The sequence below is a fragment of the Formosa undariae genome (assembly GCF_042427615.1).
Lineage (GTDB): Bacteria > Bacteroidota > Bacteroidia > Flavobacteriales > Flavobacteriaceae > Formosa > Formosa undariae.
Window position 1 is genome coordinate 94958 of the sequence record NZ_JBHMEZ010000032.1, and the last position, 15782, is coordinate 110739.

Consider the following 15782-nt stretch of genomic DNA (forward strand, 5'->3'; position numbering starts at 1 on the left):
ATATATGGTGATATCGAATTATTTGTAAACTTAGTCCATCAGGTTTAAAATAAACCTGATGGACAATATATTATTCCTCTAATCTAATGTCTAATCCTAAACCTTTCAATTCGTGCATAAGTACGTTGAAAGATTCTGGTAATCCAGGTTCTGGCATTTGCTCTCCTTTTACGATTGCCTCGTAAGTCTTAGCTCTACCAATTACATCATCAGATTTAACTGTCAATATTTCTCTTAGAATAGCTGAAGCACCATATGCTTCCAGTGCCCATACTTCCATCTCTCCAAAACGCTGACCTCCAAATTGTGCTTTACCACCTAATGGTTGTTGTGTAATTAAAGAGTATGGTCCGATAGAACGTGCGTGCATCTTATCGTCAATCATATGACCTAACTTAATCATATAAATAACTCCAACGGTTGCTTTTTGATCAAAACGTTGACCCGTTCCACCATCGTATAAGTACGTATGTCCAAATTCAGGAACTCCGGCTTTCTTTGTTAATTCAGTAATTTGTTCAATAGTTGCTCCATCAAAAATTGGTGTTGCATACTTTTGACCTAATTTCTGACCTGCCCAACCAAGAACAGTTTCATAAATTTGTCCGATGTTCATACGAGATGGTACCCCAAGTGGATTCAATACGATATCTACAGGTGTTCCGTCTTCTAAGAAAGGCATATCTTCTTGACGAACGATACGAGCAACAATACCTTTGTTACCGTGACGTCCTGCCATTTTATCCCCTACTTTTAGTTTACGTTTTTTAGCGATGTAAACTTTAGCCAATTTAATAATACCAGCTGGTAATTCGTCTCCTACAGAAATAGTAAACTTCTCACGTCTTAATGAACCTTGTAAGTCGTTTTCTTTAATCTTGTAGTTGTGAATTAAATCTGCAACTAATTTATTGGTATGGTCGTCTGTTGTCCACACACCAGATGTTAAGTGTGTATAATCTTCAACAGAGTTTAACATTTTAAGTGTATATTTTTTACCTTTTGGTAAAACTTCTTCACCTAAATCGTTAAAGATACCTTGAGCTGTTTTACCACCTACTAAAGCAAATAATTTATCGATTAATACCGTTTTAAGTTCTTCGAACTTCGTGTAATAAACCGCTTCTAATTGCGAAATATCTTCTTTATCTTTAGCTCTCTTACGTTTATCTTTAACCGCACGAGCAAATAATTTTTTACCAATTACTACACCATTTAATGATGGAGAAGCTTTTAATGATGCATCTTTAACATCACCGGCTTTATCACCAAAAATAGCACGTAATAATTTTTCTTCAGGTGTTGGATCAGATTCACCTTTTGGAGTAATTTTCCCAATAAGAATATCACCAGGCTTCACTTCTGCTCCAATACGGATCATTCCGTTTTCATCAAGATCTTTAGTAGCTTCTTCAGAAACGTTAGGGATATCGTTAGTTAACTCTTCGTTACCTAATTTAGTATCACGAACATCTAAAGAATACTCATCGATATGAATCGATGTAAAGATATCTTCACGAACCACTTTTTCAGAAATCACAATTGCATCCTCAAAGTTATACCCTTTCCAAGGCATAAAGGCTACTTTCATGTTTCTACCTAAAGCTAATTCACCTTTTTCAGTTGCATAACCTTGACAAAGTACTTGACCTTGTTCAACTCTATCTCCTTTGCTTACAATAGGCTTTAAGTTGATAGATGTTCCTTGGTTTGTTTTTCTAAACTTAACTAAAGGATATGTTTTAGTTTCAGCATCAAAACTTACAGCTGCTTCATCTTCAGTACGATCGTAACGAATAGTAATTTCGTTAGCATCTACATACTCTACAGTACCTTCACGCTCTGCGTTTATTAATACACGAGAATCTTTAGCAACTTGACGTTCTAAACCTGTTCCTACAATTGGAGAATCCACTCTTAATAAAGGTACAGCCTGACGCATCATGTTAGATCCCATCAATGCACGGTTGGCATCATCATGTTCTAAGAACGGAATTAATGAAGCCGAGATAGACGAAATTTGGTTTGGTGCAACATCTGTAAAATGAAGTGCTGTTGGTTCGATAACAGGGAAATCACCTTCCATTCGGGCAATTACCTTATCATGAAGAATTTTACCAGCTTCATCAATTTTCACAGTTGCCTGTGCAATTAATTTTTCTTCTTCCTCTTCTGCACTTAAGTATATTGGAGGATTAATAATATCTACTACACCATCTGTAACAGGTCTATAAGGTGTTTCGATGAATCCCATTGAATTCACTTTTGCATATACAGAAAGTGAAGATATTAATCCAATGTTTGGACCTTCAGGAGTTTCAATCGGACATAAACGACCATAATGTGTATAGTGAACATCACGTACTTCGAAACCTGCTCTTTCTCTAGATAAACCACCTGGTCCTAATGCTGAAAGACGACGCTTGTGCGTAATCTCTGCAAGAGGATTCGTTTGATCCATAAATTGAGATAACTGGTTCGTACCAAAGAATGAATTAATTACTGAAGATAAGGTCTTCGCATTAATTAAATCTATTGGAGTAAATACTTCGTTATCACGTACATTCATACGCTCACGAATAGTACGTGCCATACGTGCTAAACCAACACCAAACTGAGAAGATAATTGTTCACCTACTGTACGAACACGACGGTTAGATAAGTGGTCAATATCATCAATCTCTGCTTTAGAGTTAATAAGCTCGATTAAATATTTTATAATAGTTATGATATCTTCTTTGGTAAGCACTTGCTTATCCATACCGATATCCAACTGTAATTTTTTGTTCATTCTGTAACGTCCAACTTCCCCTAAAGAGTAACGTTGGTCCGAGAAGAATAATTTGTCAATAATACCTCTTGCTGTCTCCTCATCTGGCGGCTCAGCATTACGTAATTGACGGTAAATATGCTCAACAGCTTCTTTTTCAGAGTTTGTTGGATCTTTTTGAAGCGTGTTATGGATAATTGCATAATCTCCTTGTTGAGCGCTTTCTTTATGTAAAAGGACAGTCTTTACATTCGCTTCAAGAATTTCTTCAATATTATCTTTATCTAAAACTGTATCACGATCTAATACAATTTCGTTACGTTCAATAGAAACTACTTCACCAGTATCTTCATCTACGAAATCTTCATGCCATGTGTTAAGTACACGTGCAGCTAACTTACGACCTTGGTATTTTTTTAAACCAGATTTAGATACTTTAACTTCTTCAGCAAGATCGAAGATTTCAAGAATATCTTTATCACGTTCAAAACCAATAGCTCTGAATAAAGTTGTTACAGGTAACTTTTTCTTACGATCGATATAGGCATACATTACACTATTAATGTCTGTTGCGAATTCAATCCAAGAACCTTTAAATGGAATAACTCTAGCTGAATATAACTTAGTACCATTCGCGTGGAAGGATTGACCAAAAAATACCCCTGGAGAACGGTGTAATTGAGAAACCACAACACGTTCTGCACCGTTAATACAGAAAGTACCACTCGGTGTCATATAAGGTATAGTACCTAAGTACACATCTTGAACAATAGTCTCGAAATCCTCGTGTTCAGGGTCTGTACAATACAGTTTTAACCTTGCTTTAAGTGGAACACTGTAAGTTAATCCTCTTTCAATACATTCTTCTAAAGAATATCTAGGTGGATCAACGAAGTAATCTAAAAATTCTAAAACAAATTGATTACGAGTGTCGGTTATTGGGAAATTCTCCATGAAGGTGTTATATAAACCTTCATTACCTCTTTCTTCAGATTTGGTCTCTAGTTGGAAAAAATCCTGAAAGGATTTAATCTGAATATCCAAGAAATCTGGATAATCTGTTCTATTAATAATAGACGAGAAATTTAATCTTTCAGCTTGTGTTTCTAACATCAATGGACGAAATTTTGATTAAAAATAATATTGGTGGCGTATCTAAATGATATATACGCAAAAATGGTTTAGGTCTTAGAGTACTACTCCAGACCTAAACCTTTATGTTGTTTGATAAGTAAGCTTACTTAAGCTCAACCTCAGCTCCAGCCTCTTCTAATGACGCTTTTAAAGCTTCTGCTTCGTCTTTAGATACAGCTTCTTTGATTGCACTTGGTGCATCATCAACTAAACCTTTAGCTTCTTTTAAACCTAATCCAGTTAATTCCTTAACTAATTTTACTACTGCTAATTTAGAACCACCAGCGGCTTTTAAGATAACATCAAATTCAGTTTGCTCTTCAGCAGCTTCACCTGCAGCAGGTCCAGCAACAGCTACAGCAGCAGCAGCAGCAGGCTCAATACCGTACTCATCTTTTAATATAGTTGCTAATTCATTAACTTCTTTTACTGTTAAGTTAACTAATTGTTCTGCGAAATCTTTTAAATCTGCCATTTTCTATCGTTTTAATAAATTTTAATATAATATGTGTGTGTAATAATGCGTACTATTTAAGACTATCCTTCTTTTTCGGATAATGTTTTTAAGATACCTGCAAGTTTCCCTCCACTTGATTGAAGTGCAGAAATAACGTTCTTAGCTGGAGATTGTAATAATCCAATGATATCTCCAAGTAACTCTTCACGAGACTTGATATCTACTAAGGCATCTAATTGGTCGTCTCCAATATAAACAGCTTCTTCAATAAAAGCACCTTTTAATAAAGGCTTATCAGATTTTTTTCTGAAATCTTTTATTACTTTAGCTGGAGCGTTTCCAGTTTCTGAATACATTACAGAAGTGTTACCTTTTAAAACAGATGGTAAATCTCCAAATTCTCTATCTGAAGCTTCCATTGCTTTTTCAAGTAATGTATTTTTTACTATTGCTAATTTAATATTAGCTTTAAAACAAGCGCGACGTAAGTCTGAAGTTTTAGCTGCGTTTAATCCAGAAATATCTGCAATGTAGATATTTGCATTATCGGCTAATTGTCCAGTTAATTCTTCGATTACTTGTGATTTTTCTTCTCTTGTCATAATAAAAGTTTTAACTAATTAACCAACAATTTTAGAGTCAACAGCAATACTAGGACTCATCGTACTAGAAATAAAAATACTCTTAACGTAAGTACCTTTTGCCGCAGTTGGCTTTAATTTCATTAATGTTTGTAATAATTCGTTTACGTTTCCTGCAATTTGATCTTCACTAAAAGATACTTTACCAACAGCTGCATGAACGATACCAGTTTTATCAACTTTAAAGTCAATTTTACCAGCTTTCACTTCAGTTACTGCTTTTGCAACATCCATAGTTACTGTACCAGTCTTTGGGTTAGGCATTAATCCTCTAGGTCCTAAAATACGTCCTAATGGTCCTAATTTACCCATAACACTTGGCATAGTAATAATTACATCTACATCTGTCCAACCACTCTTGATTTTATCAAGATATTCGTCTAAACCTACATAGTCTGCACCAGCTTCTTTAGCTTCCGCTTCTTTGTCTGGAGTTACTAATGCTAAAACTTTAACGTCTTTACCTGTACCATGAGGAAGAGATACTACACCTCTAACCATTTGGTTCGCTTTTCTAGGATCTACTCCTAAACGAACAGCGATATCTACAGACGCATCAAATTTTGCATTTGTTATGTCTTTTACTAATGCTGAAGCTTCACTTACAGAGTATACTCTACCCTTTTCGATCTTTGCTGCAGCTTCTTTTTGCTTTTTTGCTAATCTTGCCATTTTAAATTTCTTTTTCTAGATTAATTTGGCGCGTTTCCGGTTACGGTAATTCCCATAGACCTTGCGGTACCTGCGATCATTTTCATTGCTGATGCGATTTCAAATGCATTTAAATCTTGCATTTTATCTTCAGCGATAACTTTAATCTGATCCCATGAAACTTTAGCTACTTTTTTTCTGTTCGGTTCGCCTGAACCTTTCTTCAACTTGGTTGCTTCTAATAACTGAACTGCCGCTGGTGGTGTCTTGATTACAAAATCAAATGATTTGTCTTTGTAAACAGAGATCACAACTGGTAATACTTTACCAGCCTTGTCTTGCGTTCTAGCATTGAATTGCTTACAGAACTCCATGATGTTAACACCTGCAGCTCCTAAAGCGGGTCCAACCGGTGGCGACGGATTCGCTGCACCTCCCCGAACTTGTAACTTAACTACTTTACCTAATTCTTTTGCCATTTTTAATAATTTAATTTTGATATGCTTCTACAATTGGAAGCTGTATTACGCACATCGGTATCTTTGTAACAATTATTATACTTTATCAACTTGCATATAGCTTAACTCTAATGGTGTCTTTCTTCCAAAAATCTTAACCATTACTTCTAGCTTACGCTTTTCTTCATTTATCTTTTCAATAGTTCCATCAAACCCGTTGAATGGACCATCGATAACTTTCACAGTATCACCAATATTGTAAGGGATAGCAACTGTAGTTTCAGTATCTACTGTTAACTCATCTACTTTACCTAACATTCTGTTTACTTCAGATTGTCTTAACGGCACAGGATCCCCTCCTTTTGTTTCACCTAAAAAACCAATTACATTCGTAACCGATCTAATAATGTGAGGTACTTCTCCTGTTAAATTGGCTTGAACCATAATGTAACCTGGGAAATAAACTTTTTCTTTGTTTACTTTCTTTCCGTTACGGATTTGAATTACTTTTTCTGTAGGAACTAATACTTGATCCACATAATCTTGCATTCCTAAACGAGCGATTTCATTCTCAATATAGGCTTTAATCTTATTTTCTTGACCACTTACAGCTCTAACAACATACCATTTTTTCGCACTTCCTTCAGACATAAAAAGTTATTTTATTTTTTCTAGTTGATTAAATGAAAGTAATATGATATGACTTTGCTGAATACTGTATCAACTCCCCATACTGCTAAAGAGAACAATGTAGAGAATACAGCTACCAAAATAGTTAAGCTCTGTGCTTCTGCCATTGTAGGCCAAGTTACATTATGCTTTAACTCTCCGAATGATTCTTTTACGTAATTTACAAATCCAGCCATTATTTTTCAAACTTTATTAGCACGGGCGGAGAGACTCGAACTCACGACACCTGGTTTTGGAGACCAGTGCTCTACCAACTGAGCTACGCCCGTATAAAAGTCAAGGTATTTCACAATAAGAAACACCTCAACTTTTTATAGTATTAAACTTAAATTTATTATAAAATTTCAGTTACTTGTCCAGCACCTACTGTTCTACCTCCTTCACGGATTGCAAAACGTAAACCAACATTCATTGCGATTGCTTGGTGCAATTCAACAGTAATTGTTAAGTTATCTCCAGGCATAACCATTTCTACACCTTCTGGTAAAGTAATAGTTCCTGTTACATCAGTTGTACGTACGTAGAACTGAGGACGGTAGTTGTTATGGAATGGAGTGTGACGTCCACCTTCTTCTTTTTTCAATACGTAAACCTCAGCTTTGAAGTTAGCGTGTGGAGTAACAGAACCTGGCTTACAGATTACCATTCCTCTTTTAATATCTTCTTTAGCAATACCTCTTAATAAGATACCTGCATTATCTCCAGCTTCACCTCTATCAAGGATTTGACGGAACATTTCAATACCAGTAATAGTAGAAGTTAATTTCTCAGCTCCCATACCAATAATATCTACAGCATCTCCAGTATTTGCTACTCCAGTTTCGATACGTCCAGTTGCTACTGTACCACGACCTGTAATAGAGAATACATCTTCGATAGGCATTAAGAAAGGCTTATCTACTTCTCTTAATGGTTCTTCGATCCAAGAATCACAAGCATCCATTAATTCCATAATTTTTTCAGACCAAACTGGGTCACCGTTTAATCCACCTAAAGCAGATCCAGCAATTACAGGTCCGTTATCACCATCATAGTCGTAGAAAGAAAGTAAATCTCTAACTTCCATTTCAACTAATTCTAATAATTCTTCATCATCAACTAAATCAACCTTGTTCATAAAAACAACCATACGAGGAATACCTACTTGTTTTCCTAATAAGATGTGCTCTCTAGTTTGAGGCATTGGTCCGTCAGTTGCAGCAACTACTAAAATAGCACCGTCCATTTGAGCAGCACCCGTAACCATGTTCTTTACGTAATCCGCGTGACCTGGACAGTCAACGTGAGCGTAGTGACGATTAGCTGTTTGATACTCTACGTGAGATGTATTAATAGTAATACCTCTTTCTTTCTCTTCTGGAGCGTTGTCAATCTGATCGAAGTTCTTTACTTCTGAAAGTCCTGCAGCAGCTAGTACAGTAGTAATAGCAGCAGTTAATGTTGTTTTACCGTGATCTACGTGTCCAATTGTACCTATATTTAAGTGTGGTTTGGAACGATCAAAAGTTGCCTTTGCCATGTTTTAAAAAATTTAATCTTAGTTATATAATAATATTAGTGTATTCTACTTTATGCTTTTATAGAGCCAATGACGGGAATTGAACCCGTGACCTCTTCCTTACCAAGGAAACGCTCTACCCCTGAGCTACACCGGCTTAAAATTGAGCGAGAGACCGGGTTCGAACCGGCGACATTCAGCTTGGAAGGCTGACGCTCTACCAACTGAGCTACTCTCGCATTATTTTAATTCCTTTATTTACAATTACCACCATTTTTACAATGTTACCATTATAAAAATAATGTGGGGAGAGCAGGATTCGAACCTGCGAAGACGTAGTCAGCAGATTTACAGTCTGCCCTCGTTGGCCGCTTGAGTATCTCCCCAATTATAAATTATTCACTCTGTAAAAGAACTTGAGCCGATGGAGGGACTCGAACCCACGACCTGCTGATTACAAATCAGCTGCTCTAGCCAGCTGAGCTACATCGGCTTTTAAACTTTTTCGTTTCACAAAAAAAGTCCGCTATTTCTAACGGACTGCAAATGTATATATTTATTCTTTTATTCAAAACATTTTTACAATTAATTTTATCATAAATATGATTTTAATTTCTCTTTACGCTTTTTTAGCTGTCTTTCTATCGACGCCGTAGCACTATCTGCACCCTCTTCGAACGATTTACATTGTTTTTTAACAACAATACTATCTCCAGGCACATTTACCCGTGCTTCAAATATTTTATTTTCCTTTTCGCTAGTGTTCTCCACTTTTAAGTAAACATCGGAACTTATTACTTTATCATAAAATTGATCTAACTTATCCATACGTTTCTGAACAAAGTCTATCAATGTTTGGTCTGCATTGAAATTAACTGATTGAATGTTTACTTTCATACTTAATCTATATTAATAATTAAACAATAGGTGGTTTCGTACTATTTCTTATTTCTTGGATGCGTATTTAAATACACCTTCTTTAGTTCTGCTATACTATTATGCGTGTAAACCTGAGTCGACGCCAAACTGGAGTGCCCGAGGAGTTCTTTTACAGCATTCAAATCTGCACCTTGATTGAGTAAATGAGTTGCAAAAGAATGCCTTAAAATATGCGGGCTCTTTTTTACTTTCGAAGATGCTAAACTAAAATAGTTATTTATTATTCTGTAAACAAGTGTTTCGTAAATTTTAACGCCTTTTTGGGTTAAAAACATATAAGTAATATCTGTCACATGATTTAACAATTGGCGCTCCTTTAAATACAATGTAATAATCTCTATTACAGAAGGTAACAAAGGCACTAAGCGTTCTTTATTTCGTTTACCTAAAACCTTTAATGTTTTGTTAGAAAGATTAAAATCGGCTAATTGCAATTGTACCAGCTCAATACGCCGGATGCCAGTAGAGTAAAATAATTCTATAATTAACCGATTTCTTAAACCTTCAAAATCGGCTTCGTGAGGAAAATCGTCTAACACAGTTTTCATCTCTTTTTCTGAAAACGGAATCTGAATAGTTTTTTTAACCTTTAATGCTTTGTGTTTTGCTAGTGGATTTAGATCGAGATCCCCAACCTTCATTAAAAATTTAAAATAAGAATTTAAAGCTGAAATCTTTCTATTTACACTTCGGTTAGACATACCGCCCTCCACCAAAACTACAATCCATCGCCGTATTTGAGAATAGTTTACATGCTGAAGCGTGTCTTGCTGATATTCTGCAGATATAAAATCAAGACAATCATTTAAGTCTTTCTTATAGGCATTAACCGTTAAAGCGGAATAATTTTTCTCTAGTAATAGATAATCTAGAAAGGCAGAAAATATCATAAGTTAGCATCTGTGTTAGTGCTAATATAGGAAGTTTAAAACGAGAAGTAGTTACATATAGCGCAAAAAAAATCCTGCTATTGCAGGATTTTAATGTATTACTAGTAAGCCTTAAATTTGCTCTTGATCTCTTAAACCTTGAACATATTGTGCTTTTTGATTTAGTACTCTATTTTCGACAGAAGGTTTTAAAAACTGCTTACGTGCCTGTAATTGACGTCGTGTACCAGTCTTATCAAACTTGCGTTTGTAACGCTTTAGTGCTCTATCTATATTTTCTCCTTCTTTAATTGGTATTCTTAACATAGTCCTTAACCTCCTCTCTTTTAGCATTCGGGGTGCAAATTTAGAAATTAAATTAAATTATGCAATCAAAAATAAAAAATATTTTAAAACTACTATTTAGTCTTTAAAAAGAGATGACCTTTTGGTTAAATCTAATATTAATTTTTCGTCTTCTTTACTCTCTAAAAGAGTATTATAATTATCCCAGAAACTCTTATTATATGGCTTAATCGAGAATATATTAGAATTCCATTCTCCATCTAAAGTAGACTGAATTTTCTCAGGGTCTAGTATAATTTCTGTAAAGAGAATTTCTTGTATTGTTTTATAATACCGTTCGTCTTTTGCACGCTGTTCTGCTTCTTTATCGTCAGATTTTGCTGCTTTAGATCCTACATTTACCAATTTGGGAGTTTCGTAAGACACATAATTTGTATACATCTTACCATCATACTCCATATAAGTCACAGTCAGTTTATGATTAATCTGCGTATCAAACAGTATTCTACTTCTTGTTTTCTGAGCTTCAGAATCGGCAATTAATGTATATTCTATCTTTTTTACTGCATAGGTATCCCAATACACGTAAAGCCAACCTTCGGCAATATAACCTGCATTAAAAATGCCTTTGGTTTCTAAATTAATATTGCTTTCTCCTTTCGAGATTTTAATCTTATAGATCTTACGTTCATTATCCACCAAAACAGTATCTAAATCAAATTGATGATAATCCAATACTTTTTCTCCAAACAAGGCCCTATCTCCTTTTGTATTTCTAAGTAGGTTTAATTTTCCGCTGAAGAAATTCTGAAGTCCATTCGTTCGAATATCATTCCACTTAATTGCTTTTACTAACGAAGCGGTTTCAATAGTATCTCGTCTTAAATTCTTGGCTTGAAAATTTTTCTTTCCGTGTTGCTTTAAATAGGCCGTATATGCCAGTAAACTATCTACATCTCGTAAATCGTAACTTTTACGCATCTCGTCCACATTAATTTTTAAATTTCCTGAAGCCGAAGATTGTGCACTAGAATCGTAAAGTGTAATGGCACTTTCTATTAACCATTTAAATTCTTTTTTATTACGCTCTTTATGTCTTAAGAATCCTTTTTCCAAATACGGGAACTCGGGAAGGTTGTCCGGTAAACGACTAATCATTTTAAGTACGATATCGTTTCCTGTTTTTGGTCGTGTATCTGCGACTAGTAGCACTTCATCTAAAGACGCAATATCTTCTTCTAGAAAAACCTCTTCAGAATTATCAAAATCTTTTACAAGTGTTTTAAAACTTTTATACCCGATGGAAGAAATAACAAGCGTATCATTTTCCATTGTACTAGGCACTAATAACACAAACTTTCCGTCGGCATTACTTATGGTACCTGTGGTTGTGTTTTTAATATAAATACTAGCGCTTTCTACCGGGATCATCGTAGAGAAATCTACAATTTTATTCTTAAGTTCTGTCTGGGCATAGGTAGAGATAAAGAACAGACAAACTAAAATGGTTAAACTATATGTTTTGTTGAAGAAATTCATATTCAATACTTTATAATTTAACCATTAAAATGTTATTTTATTGTTTGATGTGCATTTGAAAATAGAAATCGAAAACACATCCTTTAACCATAATCTATTATGTCACCGGTTTATAATCCTTTTTATCTAAGACCATTTTGGCGATAATTTCTTTCAGAATTTCTGAAGTCCCTCCTCCTATTGGTCCTAAACGACTATCGCGCAATAATCTTGCCATCGGATAGTCTTCCATATACCCATATCCTCCTAAAAATTGAAGACATTGATAAATAACATCATCTGCCATTTTAGTCGATTTCAACTTAGAAATAGTTGCTTCTTTTACAACATATTCTCCTCTGTTTAATCTATACGTTACGGCATAATTAAAGGTTTTACAAATGGTCATGTCCGAATATAAATCGGCAAAATTATGACGTAATGCTTGAAATTTATCTATCGATTTTCCAAACGCCATACGTTCACTCATATATTGTTGTGCATACTCCAAAGCATATTCGGCTCTCGCATGCGCATTCACACCCATAATTAAACGCTCTAAAGCGAAGTGTTGCATAATATACGGAAACCCTTTACCTTCTTCACCCATTAACTGAGAGGCTGGAATAACCACATTATCGAACGCAATTTCGGCTGTATCTGAAGCTCTCCAACCCAGTTTGTTTAATTTTGTTGCCGAAATGCCGGGTGTATCTCTATCGATTACAAAAATACTAATCGCTTTATGTGATTCGTCTTGGCTAGTCTTTGCAGACACCACTAAATAATCACTATATACACCATTGGTAATAAAGGTTTTTGAACCATTTAAAACGTAAGTATCTCCGTTCTTAACCGCTGTCGTGCGCATTGCTGCAACATCACTTCCGGCAGAAGGCTCACTAATACATAAACATCCTATTTTATCTCCCGCTATACTTGGTACCAAATACTTTTGTTTTATAGCTTCGTCTCCTTCTTTATTAAGATGCGTCATGGCCAAATACGCATGAGCCCACATCGCAGCAGCGAAACCACAAGAATCTATTTTTTGTAACTCTTCTAAAAAAATAATAGTATAAAAAAGGTCTAAATCTAAACCACCATAAGTCTCTGGATAATTAATTCCGAAGAATCCCATATCTCCAAATTTCTTCCAAATGAAGCGCTCTATAGTTCCTGTCTCTTCCCACTTATCAATATGAGGAACGACTTCCTTTTTTAAGAAATCTTGCAGGCTTTTTCTAAACAACTCATGTTCTTCCGTGAAGTACATTGTATTCATATAGTATATGTTTTAATCCAAGATTACAGGATTAATTGATTGCCAAATATAGTTTAATTATATCTAATTTCTGAAGCGGGAAACCCTTTACTTTCAACAATTCATCTAAATCATTAAAGCTTTCATGCAGTGTCCTGTACTCTAGAATTTCTTTAGCTAACGGATAATCAATATGTTGTATTTGAACTAATTCGTTTGTAGTTGCTGTATTCAAATTTACCTTTTCAACCACTCTTGGCGTTTTAACAGTAAACTTCTCTTCTAAATTTTCAATCACCTCAGGAGACAACCCGTAAACGTCTTGAAGTTGAATGACGGATATAAAACCTCCTTCGAAAGAACCTCTGAGTTTTAGTATACGCTGAGATAGTTTTTCGCCTATCCCATAAACCGATTGTAGTTGTAACGCAGTCGCCGTATTTAAATCTGCTTTTTGATTAAAAGTTAGTGGTCGATTTGTGTGCTGTTGAAATTTTTTAGTTTTAACTGACTTTTCAGTAACCCAATCAGGGAACTTAAAATAAGGTGAGATTTGTAAAAATAATGAATCTGAAATTCCAGTGACCTTCTGAAAGTCTTCAGCAGAATTAATCCATTTATTCTCTTTTCTATACTTATGAAGTTTATCAATTTCTTCATTAGTCATTCCTAAAGTATAGCCTTTAAAATCGGTTATATAATTTGGATTAAAAGGAAACCGTTTAGGTTTAGCCTTTTCAATTTCTATAGCTTTAAGTGAATCTATTTCATTTTGAAACACAATTAAATCCTGTTTAGGAATCTCTGTAACTTCTGTCGTTTTATCCCAAAAGAAGTAAATACTCTGAAGTATAACGATAATTAAAAGCAATAAAAAAATCCCATATCGCTGTTCTTTTGAAAACGTGATATGGGATTTGAATACTTTCATAAATGTATGTTACATATGTTCCGTATAATCGGTAGCTCCTTCTTCTAAGGCATCATCCTTTTTAGAAATCGCATTCATATACTTATTTAATTCACGCTTAACAACAGGTGTAAGCATAACTACACCAATAATATTTGGCACCACCATAGCAAAAATCATAGCATCAGAGAAATCGATAACTGCTCCTAAACTAATAGATGCACCGACAACTACAAAACATAAAAATAATACTTTATATACTAAATCTGTAATTTTACCTTTTCCGAAAAGGTAAACCCAACCTTGCATTCCGTAATAAGACCATGAGATCATGGTTGAAAAAGCAAATAGTATTACAGCAATAGTTAATACGATTGAGAAATGAGGTATCACACTATCGAAAGCTGTAGCTGTTAATTCTACACCTTCAGAAATAGGAACACCGTATTCCATAAACTGTCCATCGAAATTTGTAATAATTATAACCAAAGCAGTCATTGTACAAATAACAACAGTATCTACAAACGGTTCTAATAACGCCACAATACCTTCACTAGCAGGATAAATAGTTCTTACTGCAGAATGCGCAATTGCAGCAGATCCAACACCAGCTTCGTTCGAGAATGCTCCACGACGTATACCTTGTATCATAACTCCTACCAAACCACCAGCAATACCTAATCCAGAAAATGCACCCTCGTAAATTAACATAAATGCATCACCAATATGTGTGTAATTTGCTCCTAAAATAATTAAAGATGCTAATACATAAATACCAGCCATAAATGGTACAATTTTTTCTGTTACCGAAGCGATACGTTTAATACCACCAATAATTACAACAGCAACAATTGCAGCCATTACTAAACCAAAATATAAACCTCCATTAGAACCTTCAATACCTGCTAATTTCACAAATTGTGCAGCAGCTTGATTGGCTTGAAACATGTTTCCTCCACCAAAAGAACCACCAATAACAAATATGGCAAAAAGAACAGCTAGTACTTTTCCTAATCCACCAAAGCCTTTTTCGGCTAAACCTTTTTTAAGGTAATACATCGGACCTCCGTAAACGGTTCCATCTTCTCCAACATCACGATATTTAACACCTAAAGTACATTCTGCAAATTTAGAAGCCATACCTAATAAACCCGCTAAAATCATCCAGAATGTTGCACCTGGACCACCAATAGATAAAGCTACGGCAACTCCTGCAATATTCCCTAAACCTACCGTTGCAGATAAGGCTGCAGTTAATGCCTGAAAATGGGATACTTCTCCTTCTGCACTATCGTCTCTTAAGGTTTCAATTATATTTTCGTCTTCATTAGGCGTTACATCTCCGTATAAAGTTTCGGCTCCATGCTTTTCAATGTCGTGATATTTATCCTGAACAACGTCTAGCGCCAATTTAAAACCAGTAAAATTTATAAACCTAAAGTAAATTGTAAAGTAAATCGCTCCACCCATTAATACAATTAAGACCCAAGGTATTTGAAAACTTTCAGAAAATGGAATTTCATAAAATATAGCATCAACAAACCAGCCAGTGTAATCCTTAAAAATAACATCAATTTTTTCTGATGTTGTTTGCTGTGCAAATGTTAAAATAGGTAAGGTAATTGTAAAAATGGAAAGAAGATACTTCTTCATAATTGTTTTTAATGTTAGTTAATA

General features: G+C 34.9%; 15 protein-coding genes and 5 tRNA genes. All 20 read right to left on the reverse strand.

Going from position 1 to position 15782, the window contains the following annotated elements; genetic code table 11:
- Positions 1-70: 70 nt before the first annotated feature.
- A complete protein-coding gene (gene rpoB, locus ACFFVB_RS17355) occupies positions 71-3883 on the reverse strand; it encodes a DNA-directed RNA polymerase subunit beta (RefSeq protein WP_382384827.1) in 3813 nt (1270 codons plus the stop codon).
- 124 nt (positions 3884-4007) lie between these two features.
- The gene (gene rplL / locus ACFFVB_RS17360) at positions 4008-4379 is read right to left on the reverse strand and encodes a 50S ribosomal protein L7/L12 (RefSeq protein WP_382384495.1); all 372 of its coding nucleotides are present in this window, start codon (positions 4377-4379) and stop codon (positions 4008-4010) included.
- Positions 4380-4441: 62 nt separating this feature from the next.
- On the reverse strand, positions 4442-4963 hold the full coding sequence (gene rplJ / locus ACFFVB_RS17365) for a 50S ribosomal protein L10 (RefSeq protein WP_382384496.1): 522 nt from the start codon (positions 4961-4963) through the stop codon (positions 4442-4444).
- An 18-nt stretch (positions 4964-4981) separates the two neighbouring features.
- Positions 4982-5674: a 50S ribosomal protein L1 gene (rplA, locus tag ACFFVB_RS17370; RefSeq protein ID WP_382384497.1), complete on the reverse strand. Its 693-nt coding sequence runs from the start codon at positions 5672-5674 to the stop codon at positions 4982-4984.
- 20 nt (positions 5675-5694) lie between these two features.
- Positions 5695-6132 (reverse strand): 50S ribosomal protein L11, encoded by a 438-nt coding sequence (gene rplK / locus ACFFVB_RS17375; protein WP_382384498.1) that lies wholly within the window; start codon positions 6130-6132, stop codon positions 5695-5697.
- 75 nt (positions 6133-6207) lie between these two features.
- Positions 6208-6762, reverse strand: a complete 555-nt coding sequence (gene nusG / locus ACFFVB_RS17380) for a transcription termination/antitermination protein NusG (protein ID WP_382384499.1) — start codon at positions 6760-6762, stop codon at positions 6208-6210.
- Between the two features lie 20 nt (positions 6763-6782).
- Positions 6783-6977, reverse strand: a complete 195-nt coding sequence (secE, locus tag ACFFVB_RS17385; protein ID WP_382384500.1) for a preprotein translocase subunit SecE — start codon at positions 6975-6977, stop codon at positions 6783-6785.
- A gap of 20 nt (positions 6978-6997) precedes the next feature.
- Positions 6998-7070: transfer RNA gene (locus ACFFVB_RS17390), tRNA-Trp, on the reverse strand.
- A gap of 65 nt (positions 7071-7135) precedes the next feature.
- Positions 7136-8320: an elongation factor Tu gene (gene tuf, locus ACFFVB_RS17395; RefSeq protein ID WP_382384501.1), complete on the reverse strand. Its 1185-nt coding sequence runs from the start codon at positions 8318-8320 to the stop codon at positions 7136-7138.
- A 64-nt stretch (positions 8321-8384) separates the two neighbouring features.
- Positions 8385-8456: transfer RNA gene (locus ACFFVB_RS17400), tRNA-Thr, on the reverse strand.
- 9 nt (positions 8457-8465) lie between these two features.
- Positions 8466-8538, reverse strand: a tRNA-Gly gene (locus ACFFVB_RS17405).
- A gap of 65 nt (positions 8539-8603) precedes the next feature.
- A tRNA-Tyr gene (locus ACFFVB_RS17410) sits at positions 8604-8685 on the reverse strand.
- Between the two features lie 33 nt (positions 8686-8718).
- A tRNA-Thr gene (locus ACFFVB_RS17415) sits at positions 8719-8792 on the reverse strand.
- A 101-nt stretch (positions 8793-8893) separates the two neighbouring features.
- Positions 8894-9196, reverse strand: coding sequence for a ribosome hibernation-promoting factor, HPF/YfiA family (gene hpf / locus ACFFVB_RS17420; RefSeq protein ID WP_382384502.1), 303 nt, complete (start codon positions 9194-9196; stop codon positions 8894-8896).
- A 41-nt stretch (positions 9197-9237) separates the two neighbouring features.
- The gene (locus ACFFVB_RS17425; RefSeq protein ID WP_382384503.1) at positions 9238-10128 is read right to left on the reverse strand and encodes a tyrosine-type recombinase/integrase; all 891 of its coding nucleotides are present in this window, start codon (positions 10126-10128) and stop codon (positions 9238-9240) included.
- Between the two features lie 111 nt (positions 10129-10239).
- The gene (gene rpsU / locus ACFFVB_RS17430; RefSeq protein ID WP_382384504.1) at positions 10240-10434 is read right to left on the reverse strand and encodes a 30S ribosomal protein S21; all 195 of its coding nucleotides are present in this window, start codon (positions 10432-10434) and stop codon (positions 10240-10242) included.
- Positions 10435-10530: 96 nt separating this feature from the next.
- Complete coding sequence (locus ACFFVB_RS17435; protein ID WP_382384505.1) at positions 10531-11952, reverse strand: carboxypeptidase-like regulatory domain-containing protein; 1422 nt, start codon at positions 11950-11952, stop codon at positions 10531-10533.
- Between the two features lie 97 nt (positions 11953-12049).
- Entirely contained in the window at positions 12050-13216 is a 1167-nt protein-coding gene (locus ACFFVB_RS17440; protein ID WP_382384506.1) for an acyl-CoA dehydrogenase family protein, read from the reverse strand.
- A 31-nt stretch (positions 13217-13247) separates the two neighbouring features.
- Entirely contained in the window at positions 13248-14126 is an 879-nt protein-coding gene (locus ACFFVB_RS17445; RefSeq protein ID WP_382384507.1) for a ComEA family DNA-binding protein, read from the reverse strand.
- Between the two features lie 9 nt (positions 14127-14135).
- Positions 14136-15758 carry an alanine/glycine:cation symporter family protein gene (locus ACFFVB_RS17450; RefSeq protein WP_382384508.1) on the reverse strand — a complete coding sequence of 541 codons (1623 nt, stop codon included), beginning with the start codon at positions 15756-15758 and terminating at the stop codon, positions 14136-14138.
- Positions 15759-15782: the final 24 nt, after the last annotated feature.